At 69.6% G+C, this 17,116-nt stretch carries 19 protein-coding genes, 1 other RNA gene and 2 pseudogenes; 10 read left to right on the top strand and 12 right to left on the bottom strand.

The window, feature by feature from the left end:
- Positions 1 to 93: 93 nt before the first annotated feature.
- On the top strand, positions 94 to 555 hold the full coding sequence (locus MKK88_RS26365; protein WP_244005091.1) for a type II toxin-antitoxin system VapC family toxin: 462 nt from the start codon (positions 94 to 96) through the stop codon (positions 553 to 555).
- A 13-nt stretch (positions 556 to 568) separates the two neighbouring features.
- Here the strand turns inward: MKK88_RS26365 and tlpA are convergent, their stop codons facing one another.
- Complete coding sequence (gene tlpA, locus MKK88_RS26370; RefSeq protein ID WP_244005093.1) at positions 569 to 1,210, bottom strand: thiol:disulfide interchange protein TlpA; 642 nt, start codon at positions 1,208 to 1,210, stop codon at positions 569 to 571.
- 42 nt (positions 1,211 to 1,252) lie between these two features.
- Here tlpA and argH point away from each other — a divergent pair, with 42 nt between their 5' ends.
- On the top strand, positions 1,253 to 2,632 hold the full coding sequence (gene argH / locus MKK88_RS26375; protein ID WP_244005096.1) for an argininosuccinate lyase: 1,380 nt from the start codon (positions 1,253 to 1,255) through the stop codon (positions 2,630 to 2,632).
- A 349-nt stretch (positions 2,633 to 2,981) separates the two neighbouring features.
- Positions 2,982 to 3,218, top strand: a pseudogene (locus MKK88_RS34160) (AAA family ATPase); the annotation flags it as partial.
- A 73-nt stretch (positions 3,219 to 3,291) separates the two neighbouring features.
- On the opposite strand, the gene MKK88_RS26385 reads toward MKK88_RS34160, so the two are convergent.
- Positions 3,292 to 4,119 (bottom strand): hypothetical protein, encoded by an 828-nt coding sequence (locus MKK88_RS26385; protein ID WP_244005212.1) that lies wholly within the window; start codon positions 4,117 to 4,119, stop codon positions 3,292 to 3,294.
- 510 nt (positions 4,120 to 4,629) lie between these two features.
- On the opposite strand from MKK88_RS26385, the gene MKK88_RS26390 reads away from it, so the two are divergent.
- Positions 4,630 to 4,887, top strand: a complete 258-nt coding sequence (locus MKK88_RS26390) for a hypothetical protein (RefSeq protein WP_244005098.1) — start codon at positions 4,630 to 4,632, stop codon at positions 4,885 to 4,887.
- Between the two features lie 106 nt (positions 4,888 to 4,993).
- A complete protein-coding gene (locus MKK88_RS26395) occupies positions 4,994 to 5,719 on the top strand; it encodes an invasion associated locus b family protein (RefSeq protein ID WP_244005100.1) in 726 nt (241 codons plus the stop codon).
- Positions 5,720 to 5,794: 75 nt separating this feature from the next.
- On the opposite strand, the gene MKK88_RS26400 is transcribed toward MKK88_RS26395, so the two are convergent.
- Both MKK88_RS26400 and MKK88_RS26405 read right to left on the bottom strand, forming a co-directional pair.
- Complete coding sequence (locus MKK88_RS26400; protein WP_244005101.1) at positions 5,795 to 6,097, bottom strand: hypothetical protein; 303 nt, start codon at positions 6,095 to 6,097, stop codon at positions 5,795 to 5,797.
- Positions 6,098 to 6,492: 395 nt separating this feature from the next.
- Complete coding sequence (locus tag MKK88_RS26405) at positions 6,493 to 7,176, bottom strand: HAD family hydrolase (RefSeq protein WP_244005102.1); 684 nt, start codon at positions 7,174 to 7,176, stop codon at positions 6,493 to 6,495.
- Between the two features lie 158 nt (positions 7,177 to 7,334).
- On the opposite strand from MKK88_RS26405, the gene MKK88_RS26410 reads away from it, so the two are divergent.
- On the top strand, positions 7,335 to 7,655 hold the full coding sequence (locus tag MKK88_RS26410; protein WP_244005207.1) for a PetM family of cytochrome b6f complex subunit 7: 321 nt from the start codon (positions 7,335 to 7,337) through the stop codon (positions 7,653 to 7,655).
- A gap of 16 nt (positions 7,656 to 7,671) precedes the next feature.
- Here MKK88_RS26410 and MKK88_RS26415 read toward each other — a convergent pair whose 3' ends face one another.
- A complete protein-coding gene (locus tag MKK88_RS26415) occupies positions 7,672 to 8,166 on the bottom strand; it encodes a PAS domain-containing protein (protein WP_279602545.1) in 495 nt (164 codons plus the stop codon).
- 176 nt (positions 8,167 to 8,342) lie between these two features.
- On the opposite strand from MKK88_RS26415, the pseudogene MKK88_RS26420 reads away from it, so the two are divergent.
- Positions 8,343 to 8,880: pseudogene (locus MKK88_RS26420) on the top strand (peptide-methionine (S)-S-oxide reductase).
- A gap of 268 nt (positions 8,881 to 9,148) precedes the next feature.
- Here the strand turns inward: MKK88_RS26420 and mepA are convergent.
- Positions 9,149 to 10,081, bottom strand: coding sequence for a penicillin-insensitive murein endopeptidase (mepA, locus tag MKK88_RS26425; RefSeq protein WP_244005104.1), 933 nt, complete (start codon positions 10,079 to 10,081; stop codon positions 9,149 to 9,151).
- 109 nt (positions 10,082 to 10,190) lie between these two features.
- On the opposite strand from mepA, the gene MKK88_RS26430 reads away from it, so the two are divergent.
- Positions 10,191 to 10,574, top strand: coding sequence for a PRC-barrel domain-containing protein (locus MKK88_RS26430; RefSeq protein ID WP_244005106.1), 384 nt, complete (start codon positions 10,191 to 10,193; stop codon positions 10,572 to 10,574).
- On the opposite strand, the gene MKK88_RS26435 is transcribed toward MKK88_RS26430, so the two are convergent.
- The 4 genes from MKK88_RS26435 to fumC form a co-directional block, all read right to left on the bottom strand.
- Complete coding sequence (locus MKK88_RS26435; protein WP_244005108.1) at positions 10,575 to 11,192, bottom strand: ParB-like protein; 618 nt, start codon at positions 11,190 to 11,192, stop codon at positions 10,575 to 10,577. It abuts the gene before it with no gap.
- Between the two features lie 78 nt (positions 11,193 to 11,270).
- A complete protein-coding gene (locus MKK88_RS26440; RefSeq protein WP_244005110.1) occupies positions 11,271 to 11,501 on the bottom strand; it encodes a ribbon-helix-helix domain-containing protein in 231 nt (76 codons plus the stop codon).
- Positions 11,502 to 11,535: 34 nt separating this feature from the next.
- Positions 11,536 to 11,733, bottom strand: a complete 198-nt coding sequence (locus MKK88_RS26445) for a DUF4169 family protein (protein WP_244005112.1) — start codon at positions 11,731 to 11,733, stop codon at positions 11,536 to 11,538.
- A 60-nt stretch (positions 11,734 to 11,793) separates the two neighbouring features.
- Positions 11,794 to 13,203, bottom strand: coding sequence for a class II fumarate hydratase (gene fumC / locus MKK88_RS26450; protein WP_244005114.1), 1,410 nt, complete (start codon positions 13,201 to 13,203; stop codon positions 11,794 to 11,796).
- Positions 13,204 to 13,323: 120 nt separating this feature from the next.
- On the opposite strand from fumC, the gene MKK88_RS26455 reads away from it, so the two are divergent.
- Positions 13,324 to 14,718 carry a cytochrome P450 gene (locus MKK88_RS26455; protein WP_244005116.1) on the top strand — a complete coding sequence of 465 codons (1,395 nt, stop codon included), beginning with the start codon at positions 13,324 to 13,326 and terminating at the stop codon, positions 14,716 to 14,718.
- Positions 14,719 to 15,156: 438 nt separating this feature from the next.
- On the opposite strand, the gene MKK88_RS26460 is transcribed toward MKK88_RS26455, so the two are convergent.
- Together MKK88_RS26460 and ssrA are read right to left on the bottom strand one after the other, a co-directional pair.
- Positions 15,157 to 15,783, bottom strand: coding sequence for an SspB family protein (locus MKK88_RS26460; protein ID WP_244005118.1), 627 nt, complete (start codon positions 15,781 to 15,783; stop codon positions 15,157 to 15,159).
- Between the two features lie 66 nt (positions 15,784 to 15,849).
- Positions 15,850 to 16,232: a transfer-messenger RNA gene (ssrA, locus tag MKK88_RS26465) on the bottom strand.
- A 135-nt stretch (positions 16,233 to 16,367) separates the two neighbouring features.
- Here ssrA and MKK88_RS26470 point away from each other — a divergent pair.
- Complete coding sequence (locus tag MKK88_RS26470; protein WP_244005120.1) at positions 16,368 to 17,081, top strand: CPBP family intramembrane glutamic endopeptidase; 714 nt, start codon at positions 16,368 to 16,370, stop codon at positions 17,079 to 17,081.
- Positions 17,082 to 17,116 lie beyond the last annotated feature (35 nt).

Consider the following 17,116-nt stretch of genomic DNA (forward strand, 5'->3'; position numbering starts at 1 on the left):
CGTACTGCCCTTCATCGGCGCAAGCGGGATAAGCGTCGAAGGCGGCTTTCCCCGCGTCCGCGGCAGGAACTCGCCGATCGGACTGTCTGCAGCGTGGCTGCGCCCGTCGCCCTTGTGCTCGATACCGGCGCCTACATCCACGGTGCCGCCGGCCGGCTGCCCGCGGATCTGAAGCGTCTTCTCGGTCGTGTCTTGTTATTCCACTGTGCGGTTGCGCTGGCCGAACTGGCCGTCGGGATTGCCGCCGCCGACCCGCACGGGCCGGCTTGGCAAGCTTTGCGCGATCATTACGCCGAGCTGTTCGCACAGATCCCCGATACGCGTCTTCTGACACCCGACGCTCAGACCTTCGCGGCGGCCGGCATTTTGTCCGGTACGCTGGGAAGGCCCCGAGGCTATCAGAGCCATCAGCGCACCGCCTGCTTGGCGGACGCGCTCATCTTCCCCCCGGCGACCCGGGCGGGTCTTCCGGTGCTGACGGCAAACCGCGACGCGTTCGATCTCATCCAGCAACTCGCGCCGGAGGGCCGGTTCGTTCTCTACGAGCGGGCGTGAGCCGCTGCTGTTCTCACGACAAATGCCCCAAAGCCGCGCGGATCAGCGCCAGCCCGTCCGGGCTCGCCCAGGCCGCCGGTCCCTTCATCACCCCGATCGTGCAGCCCTGGGCGTCGATCAGCATCGTGGTCGGCAGGCCGGGGGATTGGGTGTCGCGCTGGATCGCCGGAAGCACGCGCCCACCGGGATCGGCATAGAAGGCGAGGTCGCGGATGCCGGCCTGCTTCAGCCATTCCGGCGGCTTCTCCAGGTTGCGGGTGTCGACGTTGATGGCGACGACCTGGAAATCCGGCCCGCCAAGCTGCGCCTGGAGGTGGTCGAGCGCCGGCATCTCGGCCTTGCAGGGGGCGCACCATGTCGCCCAGAGATTGACGAGCAGCAACTTCCCCTTGAGCTCGGCGAGCCCGGTCTCGGTCCCGTCCGGGCCCTTGAACCGGATCTCGGGGGCGGGCCGGGCCTGCGCCGGCGCCTGCATGGCGGCGACCTCGCCCTTGGCGGCGGCGTCGACCCGGGCGAGGGCCGGCTTGGCGGTGGCGCAGGGCTGGAGCGCCCCGTCCGTGTTGCCGGGCAGGAGACCGCTCCCGTATAGGGCGATCCCGAGGACGGCGAGCGCGGCGACGGCCGCGCCGGCCAGGATGGGTGTGCGGCCGGGCATCAGCTTTGCCTGCCGGGACGTTCAGGGCGCGGAAGGATCGACATGAGCAACCGGATGTGGGGCGGCCGCTTCGCGAGCGGCCCGGCGGAAATCATGGAGGAGATCAACGCCTCCATCGGATTCGACAAGCGCCTCGCGCCCCAGGATATCCGCGGCTCGCTGGCGCATGTGGCGATGCTGGGTCAAGCGGGCATCCTTCCCGCGGAGGATGTGGCCGCGATCGAGGCCGGGCTCAAGTCCGTGCGCGACGAGATCGAGGCCGGGACCTTCACGTTCAGGCGCGAGCTCGAAGACATCCACATGTCGGTGGAGAGCCGGCTGACCGAGATCGTCGGCCCGGCGGCCGGGCGCCTGCACACGGCGCGCTCGCGCAACGATCAGGTCGCCACCGACATGAAGCTCTGGGTGCGCGACACCCTCGATTCCCTCGACCAGCAGGCCGCCGAGTTGCAGCGGGCCCTCGCCGACAAGGCGCTGAGGCACGCTGAAACCGTGATGCCGGGCTTCACGCATCTGCAGTCGGCCCAGCCGGTGACCTTCGGCCATCATTGCCTCGCCTATGTCGAGATGCTGGCCCGCGACCGGGGCCGGTTCCGCGATGCCCGGGCGCGGCTCAACGAATGCCCGCTGGGCGCCGCGGCGCTGGCCGGCACCTCGTTCCCGATCGACCGGCACGCCACCGCGGCGGCTTTGGGCTTCGACCGGCCGACCGCGAACTCCCTCGACTCCGTAGCGGACCGCGACTTCGCCCTGGAATCGCTCGCCGCCGCCTCGATCTGCGCCGTGCACCTGTCGCGCTTCGCCGAGGAGCTGGTGGTCTGGACCTCGGCCCAGTTCAACTTCGTCCGCCTGTCCGATGGGTTCACCACCGGCTCGTCGATCATGCCGCAGAAGCGCAACCCCGACGCCGCCGAGCTGGTGCGGGCCAAGTCCGGCCGGATCGTCGGTGCGCTGACCGGCCTGCTCATCGTCATGAAGGGCCTGCCGCTCGCCTATTCGAAGGACATGCAGGAGGACAAGGAGGGCACCTTCGACGCGCTCCAGGCCCTGTCCCTCTGCCTCGCCGCCATGACCGGCATGGTGAAGGACCTCGAGCCCAACGCCGAGATCCTGGCCCGGGCCGCCGGCTCCGGCTACGCCACCGCCACGGACCTCGCCGATTGGCTGGTGCGCGAACTCGGCCTGCCGTTCCGGCAGGCGCACCACGTCACCGGCCGCCTCGTCGGTGCGGCCTCCGCGAAGGGCGTCGGGCTGGAAGAGCTGTCGCTGCCCGAGATGCAGGAGGCCGAGCCGCGGATCACCGAGGCGGTCTACGCGGTGCTGGGTGTCGGGAACTCGGTGGCGAGCCGCACCAGCTACGGCGGCACGGCGCCCGACAACGTGCGCCAGCAGGCCCAGGGCTGGATCGACCGGCTGGCCTGACCGCGCGACATTCTCTCGCGCCGCCGCTGGCGGATGGCAATCTGAACCCATGACCGTGTGGGCGCACAGCGCAGGGGCCGCGATTCGCGCGCGAATTCGGCACCCGGTCCGATCCGTCAGGCCGTCCCGCATGTGAACGCCCCTGCGGCCTGCGCGCCGCATATTCCGAGGCCCCTCGCCGTATCCGTCACCCACGCGACGCTGGACCTCGCGTGCGGCAAGAGCGCCGCTGGAAAATCGACCCTGACCGCCCGCCTGGGGCAGGAGCCCGGCAGCCTCGTGGTAGGCGGAGGATCACTGGCTCGCCCGGCTCTATCCCGGCGAACAAACCGGCCTTGCCGATTGCGCCCGCAACGCGGTGCGGCTGCGCGATGCCATGGGGCCACACATCGCGGCCCTGATGCGCCTTGGGATCTCGGTCGTGCTGAACTGTCCGGCCAACACCGTTGCCAGCCGGGCGTGGAAGCGGATCCTGTTCGAGGCTGCTGGGGTCGCGCACCAGCTCCAGGTCCTCGATGGGCCCGATGCGGTCTGCAGGGCCCGTCTGCAAAGACGGAACGCCGAGAAACACACGACGGCACGGTGACGGGGGCGGAGTTCGACCTGTTCACCCGCTACTTCGTCCCGCCCGCGCCGGAGGAACGCTTCACGCCGGGTGTTCACGGACCGGGAGCTGCCACCGGGGGTGGGGCGCCGACGGCTAGCTGCCCAGCGCCCGCGGATACGGGCGCGAAGGGCCAGACCGGCATCACGGTCGGAGCGGTCAGCCCGAGGCGGCCGACCCAGGACGATCGTCGGCTGACCACCGCCTCCAGGGCGTGCAACAGTTCCAAGGCGTCCTCGAACAGCCTGTGGGCCTTGACCAGGATGCCCTCGTCGCGCGCGCCGCCCGGACCGGATGGCGGTGGCGCGAGGGGTGCGAGATCTCGGTCCGCCGGCTGCTGGATCTGGCGGCTCTCGCTATCGATCGCGCTGGCGTCCGGCCGTGCCGTACCCGGCTCCTCCGGTGCGGCGGCGACCCCTGCCACCTCGGCCGCCGCCGCCGCGGCCTCTCCGACCATGACCCCCGCGTCGATTGCCTCGCCGGCATCGGGCGGGGCGGCGGCTTTCATCCGCGCGGCGGCTTTGGCCAGGGCGGGCGACACCAAGTCCGGCTGCGCCTGCGCGACGGCGTAATCCTGGGCGACATCGGCGATCTGGCGGGCGAGCACGGCAAGGTCCCGGGCGATGGCGCGGGCCGCCCTCCGATCGCCGGAGGCCGCGGCCGCCCGAGCCTCCGCCTTGAGCCGCACGAGCTTCCGCTCCGCCGCCTGCAGGCTCTGCGCTGCCATCCTGTCGGCGCCGGGGGGCGCCGAGGCCATCGACGCCAGCAGAATCTCCATCTCCGCCCGTCTGGCACGGCTCAGGATGCCCGCGGCGGCATCGCAGGGATTCCGGTCCTCGGCGCGTGCGCCGCGCGCGGGCGGCGCTGGATCTTGGAGCGCCACGAGCCGGCTCTGGGCCGCTTGCGCCAAAGCAATCCGTCTTACGGCTCCCACCATGGCGACTTCACCGCTTGGGCGCGCGGGCCCGGTTCGATCAGAGAATCACACGAGGCGGAAGAAGAAAATGCCTGTGGCTTTGGAGTCATGCAAATGGAAACAGCCAACTTGTGGCTTGGATGAGGAAATCCAACGTCAACTTGACGAATTTACCGAGGAAATACTGGAAACATATGGTATTCGAGGTCGATCTGGCATCGAACCGCATTGTGGGAATGGGCATTCGCCGGGTTTTCCAGCGCTGTCGCCCAGCGACTGGGGGATGCCGACCGCATCGGAGTCCGAGGGGAATCGGCCCCGTTCCGGGTCACGGGGATCCGGCTTGCCCACAGACTGGCGCGGATTTGTGCAGCGCAACCATCCCGGGGAGCCGCGCGTTCACCATCTGGCTAAGTCTGCTTCGCTATAAGCTTTGCCGTGGGCAACGGAGTGCGCAGGATGCCTGTCGAGAGTTCGATGCGGTCGGAAGAGGTGCCGGATCTTGCGGCGCGGGCGACGGCGATGATCGACGCCGCCCTGACCGGCTCGGGCCTGACACGGGAGTCCTATTGGGCTGCCGTGCGCAAGGGTTACAACACCCCCTACAACGATCCGCCCCGCAAGCGCGCCGTGCCGGCCCAGCCGAACGCGGTTTCTCCGGTCGTCGCGGACGCGGTCGAGCCGGTGGCCGCCGTCGTGATCGCTGCGCAGGCCGTGGAAGCGCGCGCGATCTGACGCGAACGGCTCCCTCTCGCCATCTTGCCGACGCTTTACGCAAGCTTCACTAATCCTGAATCCCGGTCCGGCCCCTGTTGGGGCCGCCCGTCGTCAGGAAGTGAAGATGGTCCGCGTCCTTAGCCTGCTCCCGGTCGGAATCCCAGTCCTGCTCGCCTTCGGTCTCGTCACCGGTCTTCTCGGGGGGCTGGCCGGCGCGCCCGGCCTGTCCGCGACGGCCGCATGGGCGCAGGATGCTGCCGTCGATACGAGCGGCGACGATGCGGCCCCGGCTTCGCGCGAGCGTCGGCGCGGCCGCCAGCGGCCGGCCGCCCACGCCGAGAGGAAGGCGGCGACACCCCCCGGCATGCAGCAGGCGACGCCGGTGGCGATCTTCGGCGACTGGAACGTGTTCGTGAACGGCGACGGCCGCAACAAGCTCTGCTACGCCATCGCGCAGCCGCAGGCCCGCTCGCCCAAGACCCTGAAGCGCGACACCGCCTACCTGTTCGTGAGCGTGCGCAAGGGCGAGAACGTCCAGAACGAGGTGGCGGTGATGCTGGGCTTCCCGTCGAAGCCCGCGGCCTCGCAGGTCAAGCCCGGCTCGGCGGCTGCGCCCACCGACCCGAGCCTCAACCTCGGCAGCAGCCGCTACGGCCTCGTGGTGAAGGACGGGAACGCGTGGCTGCAGAACCCGGCCGAGGAGGCCCGGGTCGTGTCCGAGATGAGCGCCCGCAACCCGAAACTGATCATCAAGACCATGTCGCTGCGCGGCAATCCCACGAGCGATGAATACGCGCTCGGGGGCTTCGCCGAGGCCATGAAGCGCACCCGCGAGGAATGCGCCCGGTAGGGCGCCAGGACGCGATGCCCCGATCCCCCGCCGAAGCGTCGGCCGCCTCGACGGGGCGCGCGACCGGTGCTCCGGTCAGGCGCGGCGGAGGCGGGCCCGATCCTGCCCGACGCCGGTGTGAGCCCGGCTCCGCACGCGCTCCCGGGCCGCGCGGGTCGCCTGCTCGGTTGTGCGGAAGAGGGTGCCGTCGAGGCCGTCGAAATCGCGGGCGGATGAAAAAAACCGGACCCCGCGCCCTTCGGGCACGGCGATCCCGGCGGTGATCTCGCCGATCTCGATCACCCGCGGCGGCCCGCCGGGGCTTGGCACGCTTACGGGGGTCGGATCGGCCGTGGTCAGGCCAATTCCGGGCGTGCGTTCTGCAAAGAGGCTGTGCATGGCACTTGGAGCTCCCTAGGCCGGCGTGAAGCCATGCCGGATCGCGATGACTGCTGGATGATGGTCGACCGGCTAGCGTCGACCGCGCCGATATTGGGCGCGACAGCAGGGCGCATTGGGGAGCTTGTAGGCGTCGAACGGGTCTCGCTTCGACATCAGATGTCCTCCAGACCGAAGGACCGCGCGGCACGGGGGCCGTCGCAGTGCTTTAGCGTTTGATGACGCGGCGCAAGCTACGCTTCTCAAATCACCGCGACCGCCGCGAGAGCAAGCCTGCGGCGGCACCACTGAAGATGGCGATGCCGCCGCGGCCCGTCAACGGAAGCGATTTTCGTTTTCGGGGCCGGGCTTGGCAGAGGCGCGGTCCCGGCCAGGCCCGGGGGAGACGGAACGCGTCAGGCCTCCGCGATCACCGCGCCGAGATCGGAAAAGTCCGAAAAAATCCGGGCCGCGCCGGCGCGCACGAGGTCGGCCCCCGCGGGGTCGTGGCCCCAATGGCCGCCGCCGGTGAAGCCGGCGACCCGCATGCCGGCGCTCCGGGCGGCCGTGACGCCGGGCACACTATCCTCGATGACCAGACAGGCCTCGGGCGGGATCCCCATACGATCGGCGGCGAACAGGAACAGGTCGGGGAAGGGCTTGCCGCGCTGCACCTGCGCCGAGGAGAACACGGATGCGCCGAACAGCGGCAGCAGCCCGGTCAGCGTCAGGGAATGGCGCAGCCGGACCGGATCGCTGCTCGACGCCACGCAGCGCGGTAGGCCGAGGGCCGCCACCGCCTCCGCGACGCCGCGCATCGCCCGCAATTCGGCATCGAACAGCGCCAGGGTCTCGGCCTTGACCGCCTCCACGAAGTCCGGCGGCGCCGTGACTCCATAATCCCGGGCGATATGCCCCATGATCGACGTCATGGAGGTGCCGGTGAAGCGTGCCCGCACGGTGGCGAAGTCGATTGCAACGCCGATCCGGTTGAGGCCGGCCGTGAGGCAGGCGAGGCTCAGGGGCTCGCTGTCGACCAGGACGCCGTCGCAATCGAAGATCACGAGGCCCAGGGGGGGTGTCGTCGCGTGCGCGTCCAAGGCCGACCGTTCCCACACGGCCCGCCGCCGCCCGCTGCCTGTGGCACGGGCGCCCCGGACCGGCAACCGGCGGTTTACGACGGTTGCCAGGGGCGGCCCGGACCCATACTCCCGTGGCGGGCGCCAGCCGGGCGCGCAAGGCTTCGAAGACGTCCGCGATGTTCCGCTTCCTGGTCCGCGTCCTGGGCTTCCTGCTGTTGGCCGGCGGCTTCGTCGCGCTGGTCTATGACGGCGCCCGTTCGATCGCCAACAATGGCCTGCGGGTGACGCCGATCTCCGAGGTGATCGCCGCCCTGTTCAAGGACCGGGCCGGCGCTCTGCAGGGCAGCGTCGAGGGAGCGCTGCCCTGGCTCTGGCACGTGCTGGGCCTGCCGCTGACCCTGGCGCCGGCCTCACTCATCGGGCTGGGCCTCGGCGCGGTGCTGCTTTGGCTCGGGCAGCCGGGCCGCGAGCCGATCGGCTTCCTGACGAAGCCCTGAACCCGCTGCGCCGACCCTATCGCCCGGCGAGCCTTGCCCTCGCCTCGGCCAGCTCGCCCTCCAGACGCTCGATCTCGGCGGTCAGAGCATAATGCCCGCTGACATCGAGCTGCGCGGCAAAGAAATAGATGACCTTGCCCGCGGCGTCCCGCACCGGTCCGACATGGAGCGCGTGGTGGAAGGTCGAGCCATCCTTGCGATAGTTGAGCAGGTCGACCCGGATATCCTCCTCCCGCCGAATGGCCGCGCGCAGGCAGTCGATGGTGACCGGGTCCGTCTCGGGGCCCTGCAGGAAGCGACAGTTGCGGCCGGTCACGTCGAGCCGCGTGTAGCCGGTGAGCTTCAGGAAGGCGTCGTTCACGAACACGATCGGGTTGTCGTGCCGGCCCGGATCCGTGACGATCATCGGCATCCGGGTCGCCCGCACTGCCGCGGCGAACGGGTCGCCCCGGAGCGCCTTGCCTTGCAGGTTGTCCGGCACGTGGCTCGTGGCGGTCCAGCCCGTTTCCATCCCGCTCTGCCTTCCGCATGGCGGCCTGAGCGCCGCCCACCCGGGATTAAAAACCGTAAATCGCGTGCGAGGTCTAGTCCTGCCTCAAGGTTCCAAACCTCGGGCGCGGCCCGATGCTTCTCGGGGCTCGGGTGGACCCATATTGAGCGCCATTCGCGAGACCGGAAGGCGAGCCGATGGTCCTGTTCCGCAAGCGCCCGGTTATGCCGAGTCCCGCCGCGGCCCTGCCGGGACGCCCGACACCGCTCGCGACGGCCGAGACCCACATCGTCAACGGCCATCCGCTGACAGGTCCCTATCCGCCCGGCACCGAGACGATCGTCCGCGGTCTCGGCTGCTTCCGGGGTGCCGAGCGCCGGTTCTGGCAACTGCCCGGAGGCGCTGCCACTGGAAGCGCTGCTGCGGACGTTTTTCGAGGGCCGCGATCCGACCCAGGGCCTACGTCCGGGCAACGATGTCGGTACCCAGTACCGTTCAGGCCTCTACACCAATGGCCCGGCCCAGGAGGCGACGGCCCGGGCGATGCGCGAAACCTATGCCCAGGCGCTGCGGGCCCGCGGTTCCCGGGACATCACCACCGAGATCAAGCCGCTGGAGCCCTTCTACTTCGCGGAAGGCGACGACCAGCAGCACCTCGCCAAGACCCCGGGCGAATATAGCGGCCTGGGCGGTACCGGCGTCAACTGCCCGGTCGGGACCGGCGTCGTCGCCTGATTGTTCTCAGGGTTTGCCGCCGGCTGGTCCTTGAGGGCTGCCGCCGGAAGTTCCTTGGGGGCTGCCGCCTGGCTTGGGCTGCATGCCCGGCGCCCCGGGGGTGGGGAGATTGCCCCCGAGCTGCGGCGTGCTGTTCGGGCTGCGCAGCACGATCAGCACACTGCCCAGCACCGAGAGGGCAACGGCGACGGCGAAGATGAGGAAAAGCCAGCGGGGCATCCCGGGGCGTTAGCACATCGCGCGGGTTCGTGAACCGCCCCCAATCGCCTCACGGCGCCTTCAGCACCGCCCGACAGGCCGTCGGGAGCGCCGCCATGGTCATGGCGGGCTTGGGCTTCGGTGGCACCTTCGGGGGCTTCGGATGCAGCACCGCGTCCGAGAACCAGTAGCCGAGATCGTCGCAGCCATCGCCGCCCGGGGGCGGGGCCTGCGGCTGGCAATCCTCCTGGCCGGCCGGGCAGGCCAGCCGGATATGATAGTGATAGTTGTGCCCGTACATCGGGCGCACCTTCGACATCCAGCGGCTGCCGGCAGCGTCGCGGCAGAGCGCCTTCTTGATCGCCGCGTTGACGAAGATGCGCTCCACCTCCGGCTGCCCGGCGGTAAGCTTAATCAATTGCAGGTGCGTCGTCGTCCAGACCTGCGGGTCGATGTCGAGGCGGTCGGGCCGGACCATGTCGGTGGCGGAGGTCTCCTCGCGCTCCGCCCGGCTCATGCGGTGATCGGGCATCGGCGTCAGCCAGACATCGGCGTCGATGCCGATCTGGTGCGAGGCGTGGCCGGTGATCATCGGGCCGCCCCGGGGCTGGGCCATGTCGCCGACGAGCAGCCCCGGCCAGCCGACCCGCGTGGCCTTCTGCGACAGGTGCTCGATGAAATCCACGAGGTAGGGCGTGCCCCACATCCGGTTGCGGGACGGGCGCATGACCTGCCAGTTCGGCCCGTCCAGCGGCAGCGCCTCGCCGCCAGCGAAGCAGCCCTTCGCGTAGAACCCGTAGATATGGGCCGGTCCCGTGGACGCCTTCGTCACGCGGCCGAACAGCGCCTTGGCGGGTGTCGAGGGCGCGTCCGGATGCTCCAGGGGCGGCAGGGGTTTCGGGCTGACGCTGCCACGGTCCTGCGCCTGTGCGGCGGCCGGCAGGAGCAGGGCAGCGAGCGCGAGGCTCTGGGCCAGGGGCGAAGCGAGGCGCGGCATCGGCATGCGGTGAGGGTCGTCCGTCTGAGGGGGGCGGGCGGGGGTGCGTGCCGGAACGTGGCCCACGCCCGGGGCGTTTTTCGGGCAGAGGCACGCACGATATCGGGAGGCGCCCATGCCAGCGACCGGCCAACCCGCCCCGCGGGAACCCCGCCGCCTGATTGCCAGCGACCGGGTCATCGGCACCGATGTGCGCCGGCCCGACGGAAGCCGGATCGGCCGGATCGAGCGGCTGATGCTCGACAAGATCTCCGGCCGGGTCGCCTATGCGGTGATGAGCTTCGGCGGTTTCCTGGGGCTCGGCGAGGATTTTTATACCCTGCCCTGGTCCGTACTCCGGTTCGAGCCGCGGCAGGACGCCTATGTGCTCGACATCACGGAGGAACAACTCCGCGCCGCCCCGGCCCGCACCCCCGAGGGCACCGATCCGGCCGCGGACGGCGCCTGGGAGGAGCAGATCCACCGCTACTACGACGCGGCGCCCTACTGGGGGATCTGATCAGCCCTCCGAGGGCCCGCACCAGCCGGGCAGGTAGCCGGCATCCTTGGATTTGGCCAAGCTCATGGCCTTCTCCAGCGCGGCCGAGAAGTCGTGCTCGACGCGCTTCTCCTTGATGTTGCGCCGCAGGAAGTCCGCCCACAGGAACTCGCTGAACGGCGTCGTGTCCTTGGCGAAGCCGCCGGCCCGGCGCAGCTCGCCCGCAAGGCTCCGGAAGGGGTCGTCCGCCAGATCGGTGATCGTCTTCGGAAGATCCTTGAAGTCGCGCCGCACGCCCTCGGCATCGTAGGGATAGACCCAGGATTTGTGGTCGCAGACCGTCCAGAAGGCATCCTTCTCCAGATGGTGCAGGTCGGCGATCACGGTCACCAGCACGTCCTTGACGCCCTCTTCCTGCAGGGCGCGGGAGAGGTGGTGATGGTCGACGACGTAGTGGCGCTTCTTGGGGCCCAGCACCGTCGGAATCTGATGCGCGCCGAGGAATTCGCGCTTCTTCTCGCCGTCATAGGCGCGCCAGCGGCGGCGTTTCTCCGCCACCTCCCGGTAGCCGACGGTCATCTGGGTCGGCCGCAGCTCGGCGATCGGGACGGGCTTGAGCAGCGGTTCACGTGTGGTCATCGAGTCGCAAGTCCTGCGTGGTTCTGTCGCGCCGATGTCACAAAGCGCGGCCGACCGGAAGGTCAATCCGGCGCGCGGTCACGTTTGCTGGATCGGCGGCCTGCGCACGGCCTCCAGCACGAACACCCGGATCGCCGAGGACAGGTTCTGGCCGCCGCGCCCGGCATCGATCGCGCCGATCAGCGCCTGGACCGATTGGCCCCGCGCCTCCGCGACCTCGCGCAGGGCCGTCCAGAACGGATCCTCCAGGGATACGCTGGTGCGGTGGCCCGCGATCATCACGGAATGCTTGGTGAGGCCGGTGCTCATGCGGAGGCAGCGGCATAGGCGTCCGAACGGACCCTCATTCCGCCGAGTCGGTTTCGGGCCGCTCGAGCCGGTGACCCTCGTGGCGCTCGGTCTCCAGGGCCTTGCGCCGTTGCTGAAGGGTCTTGGCCTTCTTCGGCTGACCGAACGCGATCCGATTCGACTCGGCCTTGGCATCCGCCTCGGCGCGAACCTTCGCCTTGCGGACCTGACGCAGGTTGATGATCTCGGCCATGGATCGCTTCCCGGCAGTGGCGGGCCGGCGCAGGACAGACGCGCCGGCCCAGTCGCAAAATCAATCGGCGCTGGGGGCCAGCATGGTCTCCGGCCGGACCACGCGCTCGAACTCCTCCTCGGTGACGTAGCCGAGGCGCAGCGCCTCCTGCTTGAGGGTCGTGCCGTTCTTGTGCGCGGTCTTGGCGATCTCGGCGGCCTTGTCGTAGCCGATCGAGGGGGCGAGCGCGGTGACCAGCATGAGCGAGCGGCTCATCAGGTCGGCGATCTTGTCCTCGTTGGCCTTGATGCCGACCACGCAATTGTCGGTGAAGCTGATCGCCGCGTCGGCCAGCAGGCGGATCGACTGCAGCACCGCGTTGGCGATCACCGGCTTGAACACGTTGAGTTCGAAATTGCCCTGCGAACCGGCAAAGCTCACCGTGGTGCCGTTGCCGATCACCTGGGCGCAGACCATCGTCAGCGCCTCGCACTGGGTCGGGTTGACCTTGCCGGGCATGATTGACGAGCCGGGCTCGTTCTCAGGGAGCGACAGCTCGCCGAGGCCCGAGCGCGGGCCCGAGCCGAGGAAGCGGATGTCCTGGGCGATCTTGAACAGGCCGGCGGCCAGCGCGGCCAACGCGCCCTGCGTGAACACGAGGGCGTCGTGGGTGGCGAGCGCCTCGAACTTGTTGTCGGCCGAGGTGAAGGCCAGTCCGGTCAGCTCCGCGACCTTAGCGGCGAAGCGGTCGGCGAATTCCGGATGGGCGTTGAGCCCGGTGCCGACCGCCGTGCCGCCCTGGGCCAGCGCCAGGACGCCCGGCAGGGTCGCGGCGACCCGCGAGCCGCCGAGCGCGACCTGGGCGGCGTAGCCCGAGAATTCCTGGCCGAGGGAGACCGGCGTCGCGTCCTGCAGATGGGTACGGCCGATCTTGACGATCGATTCGAAGGCCTTGGCCTTGGCGTCGAGCGCCCCGTGCAGGTGGGAGAGTGCCGGCAGCAGGCGGCCCTGGATCTCGCGGGCGACCGCGATGTGCATGGCGGTCGGGAAGGTGTCGTTGGAGGATTGGCCGCGGTTGCAATGGTCGTTCGGGTGAACCGGCGACTTGCCGCCGCGCTGGCCGCCCAGCCGCTCGTTGGCGAGGCTCGCGATCACCTCGTTGGCGTTCATGTTGGACTGCGTGCCCGAGCCCGTCTGGTAGATGACGAGGGGGAATTCGTCGTCGTAGCGGCCCTCCACCACCTCGGCGGCCGAGGCCGCGATGGCGTCGGCGAGCTTCGCGTCGAGGGCACCGAGATCCTTGTTCACCAGGGCGGCGGCCTGCTTCACGAGGCCGAGCGCGTGCACCAGCGGCGCCGGCATCCGGTCGGTGCCGATCTTGAAGTTCTGGATCGAGCGCTGCGTCTGCGCGCCCCAGTAGCGATGCGCCGGGACCTCGATCGGACCGAAGGTGTCGGACTCGGTGCGGGTGGCGGTCTCGGTGGGCGACATCGTGGCCTCTACGTCTGGTGCAGTGCGGTGCCTACTTAAATGAGGCGCGGATGAATCGCGATGCCGGTTTTCCCCGGCGCACCGACAAGGGCGGGGCTCTGTTCCCGCCGGAAGGAGCCGATGAGCGCGACGATCGATCTCTCCGAGCCGAAGGCCGCCCCCCGGTTCCGCCCGACCGTGCCGCCACGGCTGAAGGAACCGCTCGGCCTGTTCGAATTCCTGCGGGCGGCGCGGAAGAACCCGATCACCACCTGGATGGACGCGCATTTCAAGCTGCCGGTGGTGGCGGCTGAGGGCGCGATGGGCCGGATCACCCTGGTGAGCGACCCGGCGCTGATTCGCACTGTGCTGATCGAGAAGGCCGAGAATTACCGCAAGGACGATCTCCAGCGCCGGGTGCTGGCCCCCGGGCTCGGCAACGGCCTGCTCAGCGCGGAGGGCGACGAGTGGCGGCTCCAGCGCCGGACGCTGGCGCCGATCTTCAACGCCCGCACGGTCCAGGGTTTTTCCGACGCGATGAACGCCGCCGGCGCGCGCCTCGGCCGGCGCCTCGCCCGCCGGGCCGGCAAGCCGGTCGACGTCGCCCTGGAGATGACCCGCGTCACGCTGGACGTGCTGGAGCGGACGATCTTTACGAGCGGGTTGCCCAGCGATCCGGACGCCCTCGGACGCGCGATCACCCGGTTTCTGGAGGCGGTGGGGCCGATCGATCCGCTCGACGTGTTCGGCGTGCCGGATTTCGTGCCGCGGATCGGCCGCCTGCGGGCGCGGCCGGCGGGGCGCTTCTTCGCCGAGGTGGTCGACGCGCTGATCGCCCGGCGCAAGGCGCTGATGGCACAGGGCGAGGCGCCGCGGGACCTGCTCACGCTGCTGCTCGCCGCGCAGGATCCCGAGACCGGCAACGGCCTCTCCGACCTCGCCGTGAAGGCGAACATCGTCACCTTCATCGCGGCCGGCCACGAGACCACAGCCAACTCCCTGACCTGGACGCTCTACTGCCTGTCACAGGATCCCGCCGCCCAGGCGCGGATCGAGGCCGAGGTCGATGCCGCCGGGCCGGGGGATTTTGCCGTGGAGCGGCTGCCCTACACGCGGGCGGTGATCGAGGAGGCGATGCGCCTGTTCCCGCCGGTGCCGTTCCTCAGCCGGCAGGCGCTGCGGGACGACCGGTTCGGCCGGATCAAGGTGCCGCGGGGCTCGCTGGTGATGGTGGCGCCCTGGGTACTCCACCGCCACCAGTTGCTCTGGGACGACCCGGAGGCCTTCGTGCCGGAGCGGTTCATGCCCGAGAACCGCGACAGCATCGCGCGCTTCACCTACCTGCCGTTCGGGGCGGGGCCGCGGGTCTGCATCGGGCAGAGCTTCTCGGTTCAGGAGGCGGTGATCCTGCTGGCGCATATCGTGCGGGCGGTGCGGTTCCATCTGCCGGCCGATCACCCGCCGGTCACGCCGCTCCACCGGGTGACGCTGCGGCCGGAGCACGGGCTGCGCATGGAGGCCGAGGGGCGGGGCTAATCGCCCCGCCGCGCCTCAAGCTGACGGGTTTTGCGGTCGTAGAGCCGTGACGCAATAAAGAGACCGCCGAGGCCAAGCGCCGACATGGCTACGGCGAGGGCTAGAATCTGAAGCGCCTAGCTCTGAGGCATTCCGCTACTCCTCGGCCCGTAGGAACAACCGAATCGCGGTTTGTCCAATCCGATGCAGGAGGACGGCAGCGAGTAGAAAAGCTTAGCCGTTGTTGGTCAACACGTCGGCCGGGTGTTGAACGAGCGGCGTGATGAACGCTGTTCCGAGCGTCAGGATTGCGTCGCGTTAAAGAATGTTGCGGCCAGCTTGACGCCCCCGTTGAAGCGCTTGGCGCGGTGCTTCCGTTCGCCCGCCGATAGACCCGGCTGCGCAATCCCTTTGTCCACCCCTGAAATCCCCGGGCCGTCGTTTCGGCCTCGGAAGACTTCAGCTCTTCTTGCGGAACGCGTCCAGGCTCACGACCTCGGCGCCTGCCTCCTCGCCCTCCTTCTTGGCGGTGGGGCGGGCCGCCTTCTCGTCCGGCTTCGGCGAGCCCTTGTCGCTCGCTGCCGCGGGGGCTGGGAGACCCTTCGGTGCAGCCGCACCGATCGTAGCGACACCCGCACCCTTGGGGCGGACCTCGCCGGGCTCGGAGCCTGCCCCGCGCGGGCCGGCCTTGGCCGGGGTGGCGTTCGCCTCCTCGGGCGCCTCACCGGCTTCGCTGAGGTCGAACTTCAGGCCGAACTGCACGGAGGGGTCGAAGAAGCCCGACAGGGCGTCGAACGGCACCAGCAACCGCTCCGGCACACCCGAGAAGGACAAGCCGACCTCGAAGGCGTGCTCGGTGACGTTGAGGTCCCAGAACTGGTGCTGCAGGACGATCGTCATGTCCTGCGGGTATTTCTCGCGCAGGGCCTGCGACATCCGCACGCCGGGTGCCTCCGTCCGGAACGAAACGTAGAAATGGTGCTCGCCCATCAGCCCTTCGCGGGCCGCGTCGGTCAGCACCTTGCGCACCACGCCGCGCAGGGCGTCCTGCACCAGAAGATCGTAACGGATCAGATCGTCTGCCATCTGCGGTCGCGCCCTAGCCCGGACTGCCCGGCGCCCCGCCGCGGATGGCCGGACCGAGAAAAAGGAAGTGAAGGCTTCTGTTGCCAGGTGCCTCCGAACCCCGCCTATGCGGTGCTACCCGCTAGGACTTCAATTCGGTATTGGGGACCGCTTACGCAGCCACCGCCACCGGAGCAAAGTTGTCGTTGGCAACTATTGCAAAGGCCCGATAACGGCGGAACCATGCCGAGCGAAAGTCCAACCTTTACGCCCTCGTCGATCCTATTTCGCCCCCGCCGGAGCCCAGGCTTCCGATCACGTGCCTTGCGGCAGCATGTCCTGGGTTCGGGTGGAGGCGCCGGGTACCGCCCCCGGGTCCGATAGGTTTATTGCGAAGAACGTTTATCGCCATAGCCGGCCTCGCGACCGGCTCCCGAGATATAGAGGGGATCGGTCCGGTTTTGAAGCCCGATCGTGTCGCGCCAGCGCCTCTTATCGCGCCTCCGGCCGAGGCTGTTGCCGGAAGTGCGCAGTCCCATGTCTCCGCGCCTGACGGGCGGGGCCGTTTCGAACAAATCTGGTCTGCGACTTGGCGCCTCGGCGCGTTGGTCGCCCTCGTCGTCGTCTATCTCGGTGCGGCCAGCCTGCTGTCGCTGGCCGCCGTGCGCGTCGGGTTCGATCTGTGGAACGGGATTGACCCGTTCCTGCCTCCGGAGCGGCGCCCGTTCCTCGGCGCGGTGGAACTCGCCCACCGGGCCTTCGCGGTCGATGCCCTGCGTCAGATCTTCCTCGCCCTCCTGGTCATCGGCGGGGCTTGGTGGCGGGATCGCGCCGGCTGGCGCCGCCGCCTCGCCCTCGATCGGGAGCGCCCGAATGGAATGCGGCCCGTCTTCCTGCTAGGGATCCTGCTGGTCTGGCCGGTGCTGCACATCGCCTGGGTGACCGGCACCGCGGAACTGTTCGGCGCGAGCTTCGGGCAGCACGTGCGGCTGTCGCCGTTCATGAGCCAAGCCGCGGTGGCGGCGTGGCTCGCCTACCTCACGATCCTGGCGCCCGTGGCGGAAGAGCTGCTGCTGCGCGGCGAAGCCTTTGCGCGGGCCCAGGCGGCCGTGGGGCCCGTTGGGGCGATCCTGGTTACCGCGATCATCTTTGCGGCCGCCCATGTCTCATCATGGGGGCTCGCCCGGCCGGTCTCGCTGCTGCCCCTGGCCTTCGCCCTCGGGTGGCTGCGCTGGCGGACCGGGCGGCTCTGGCCCGGCATCGCCCTGCATGGCTGGTCGAACCTCGCGCTCGTGACCTACCTGCTCTGGCCGGGCTGATCACCATGATCCGCGACGGCGGTGCATAGATGTCG

Origin of the sequence: Methylobacterium sp. E-005, assembly GCF_022829725.1 — a bacterium.
In the GTDB taxonomy this organism is placed as follows: domain Bacteria; phylum Pseudomonadota; class Alphaproteobacteria; order Rhizobiales; family Beijerinckiaceae; genus Methylobacterium.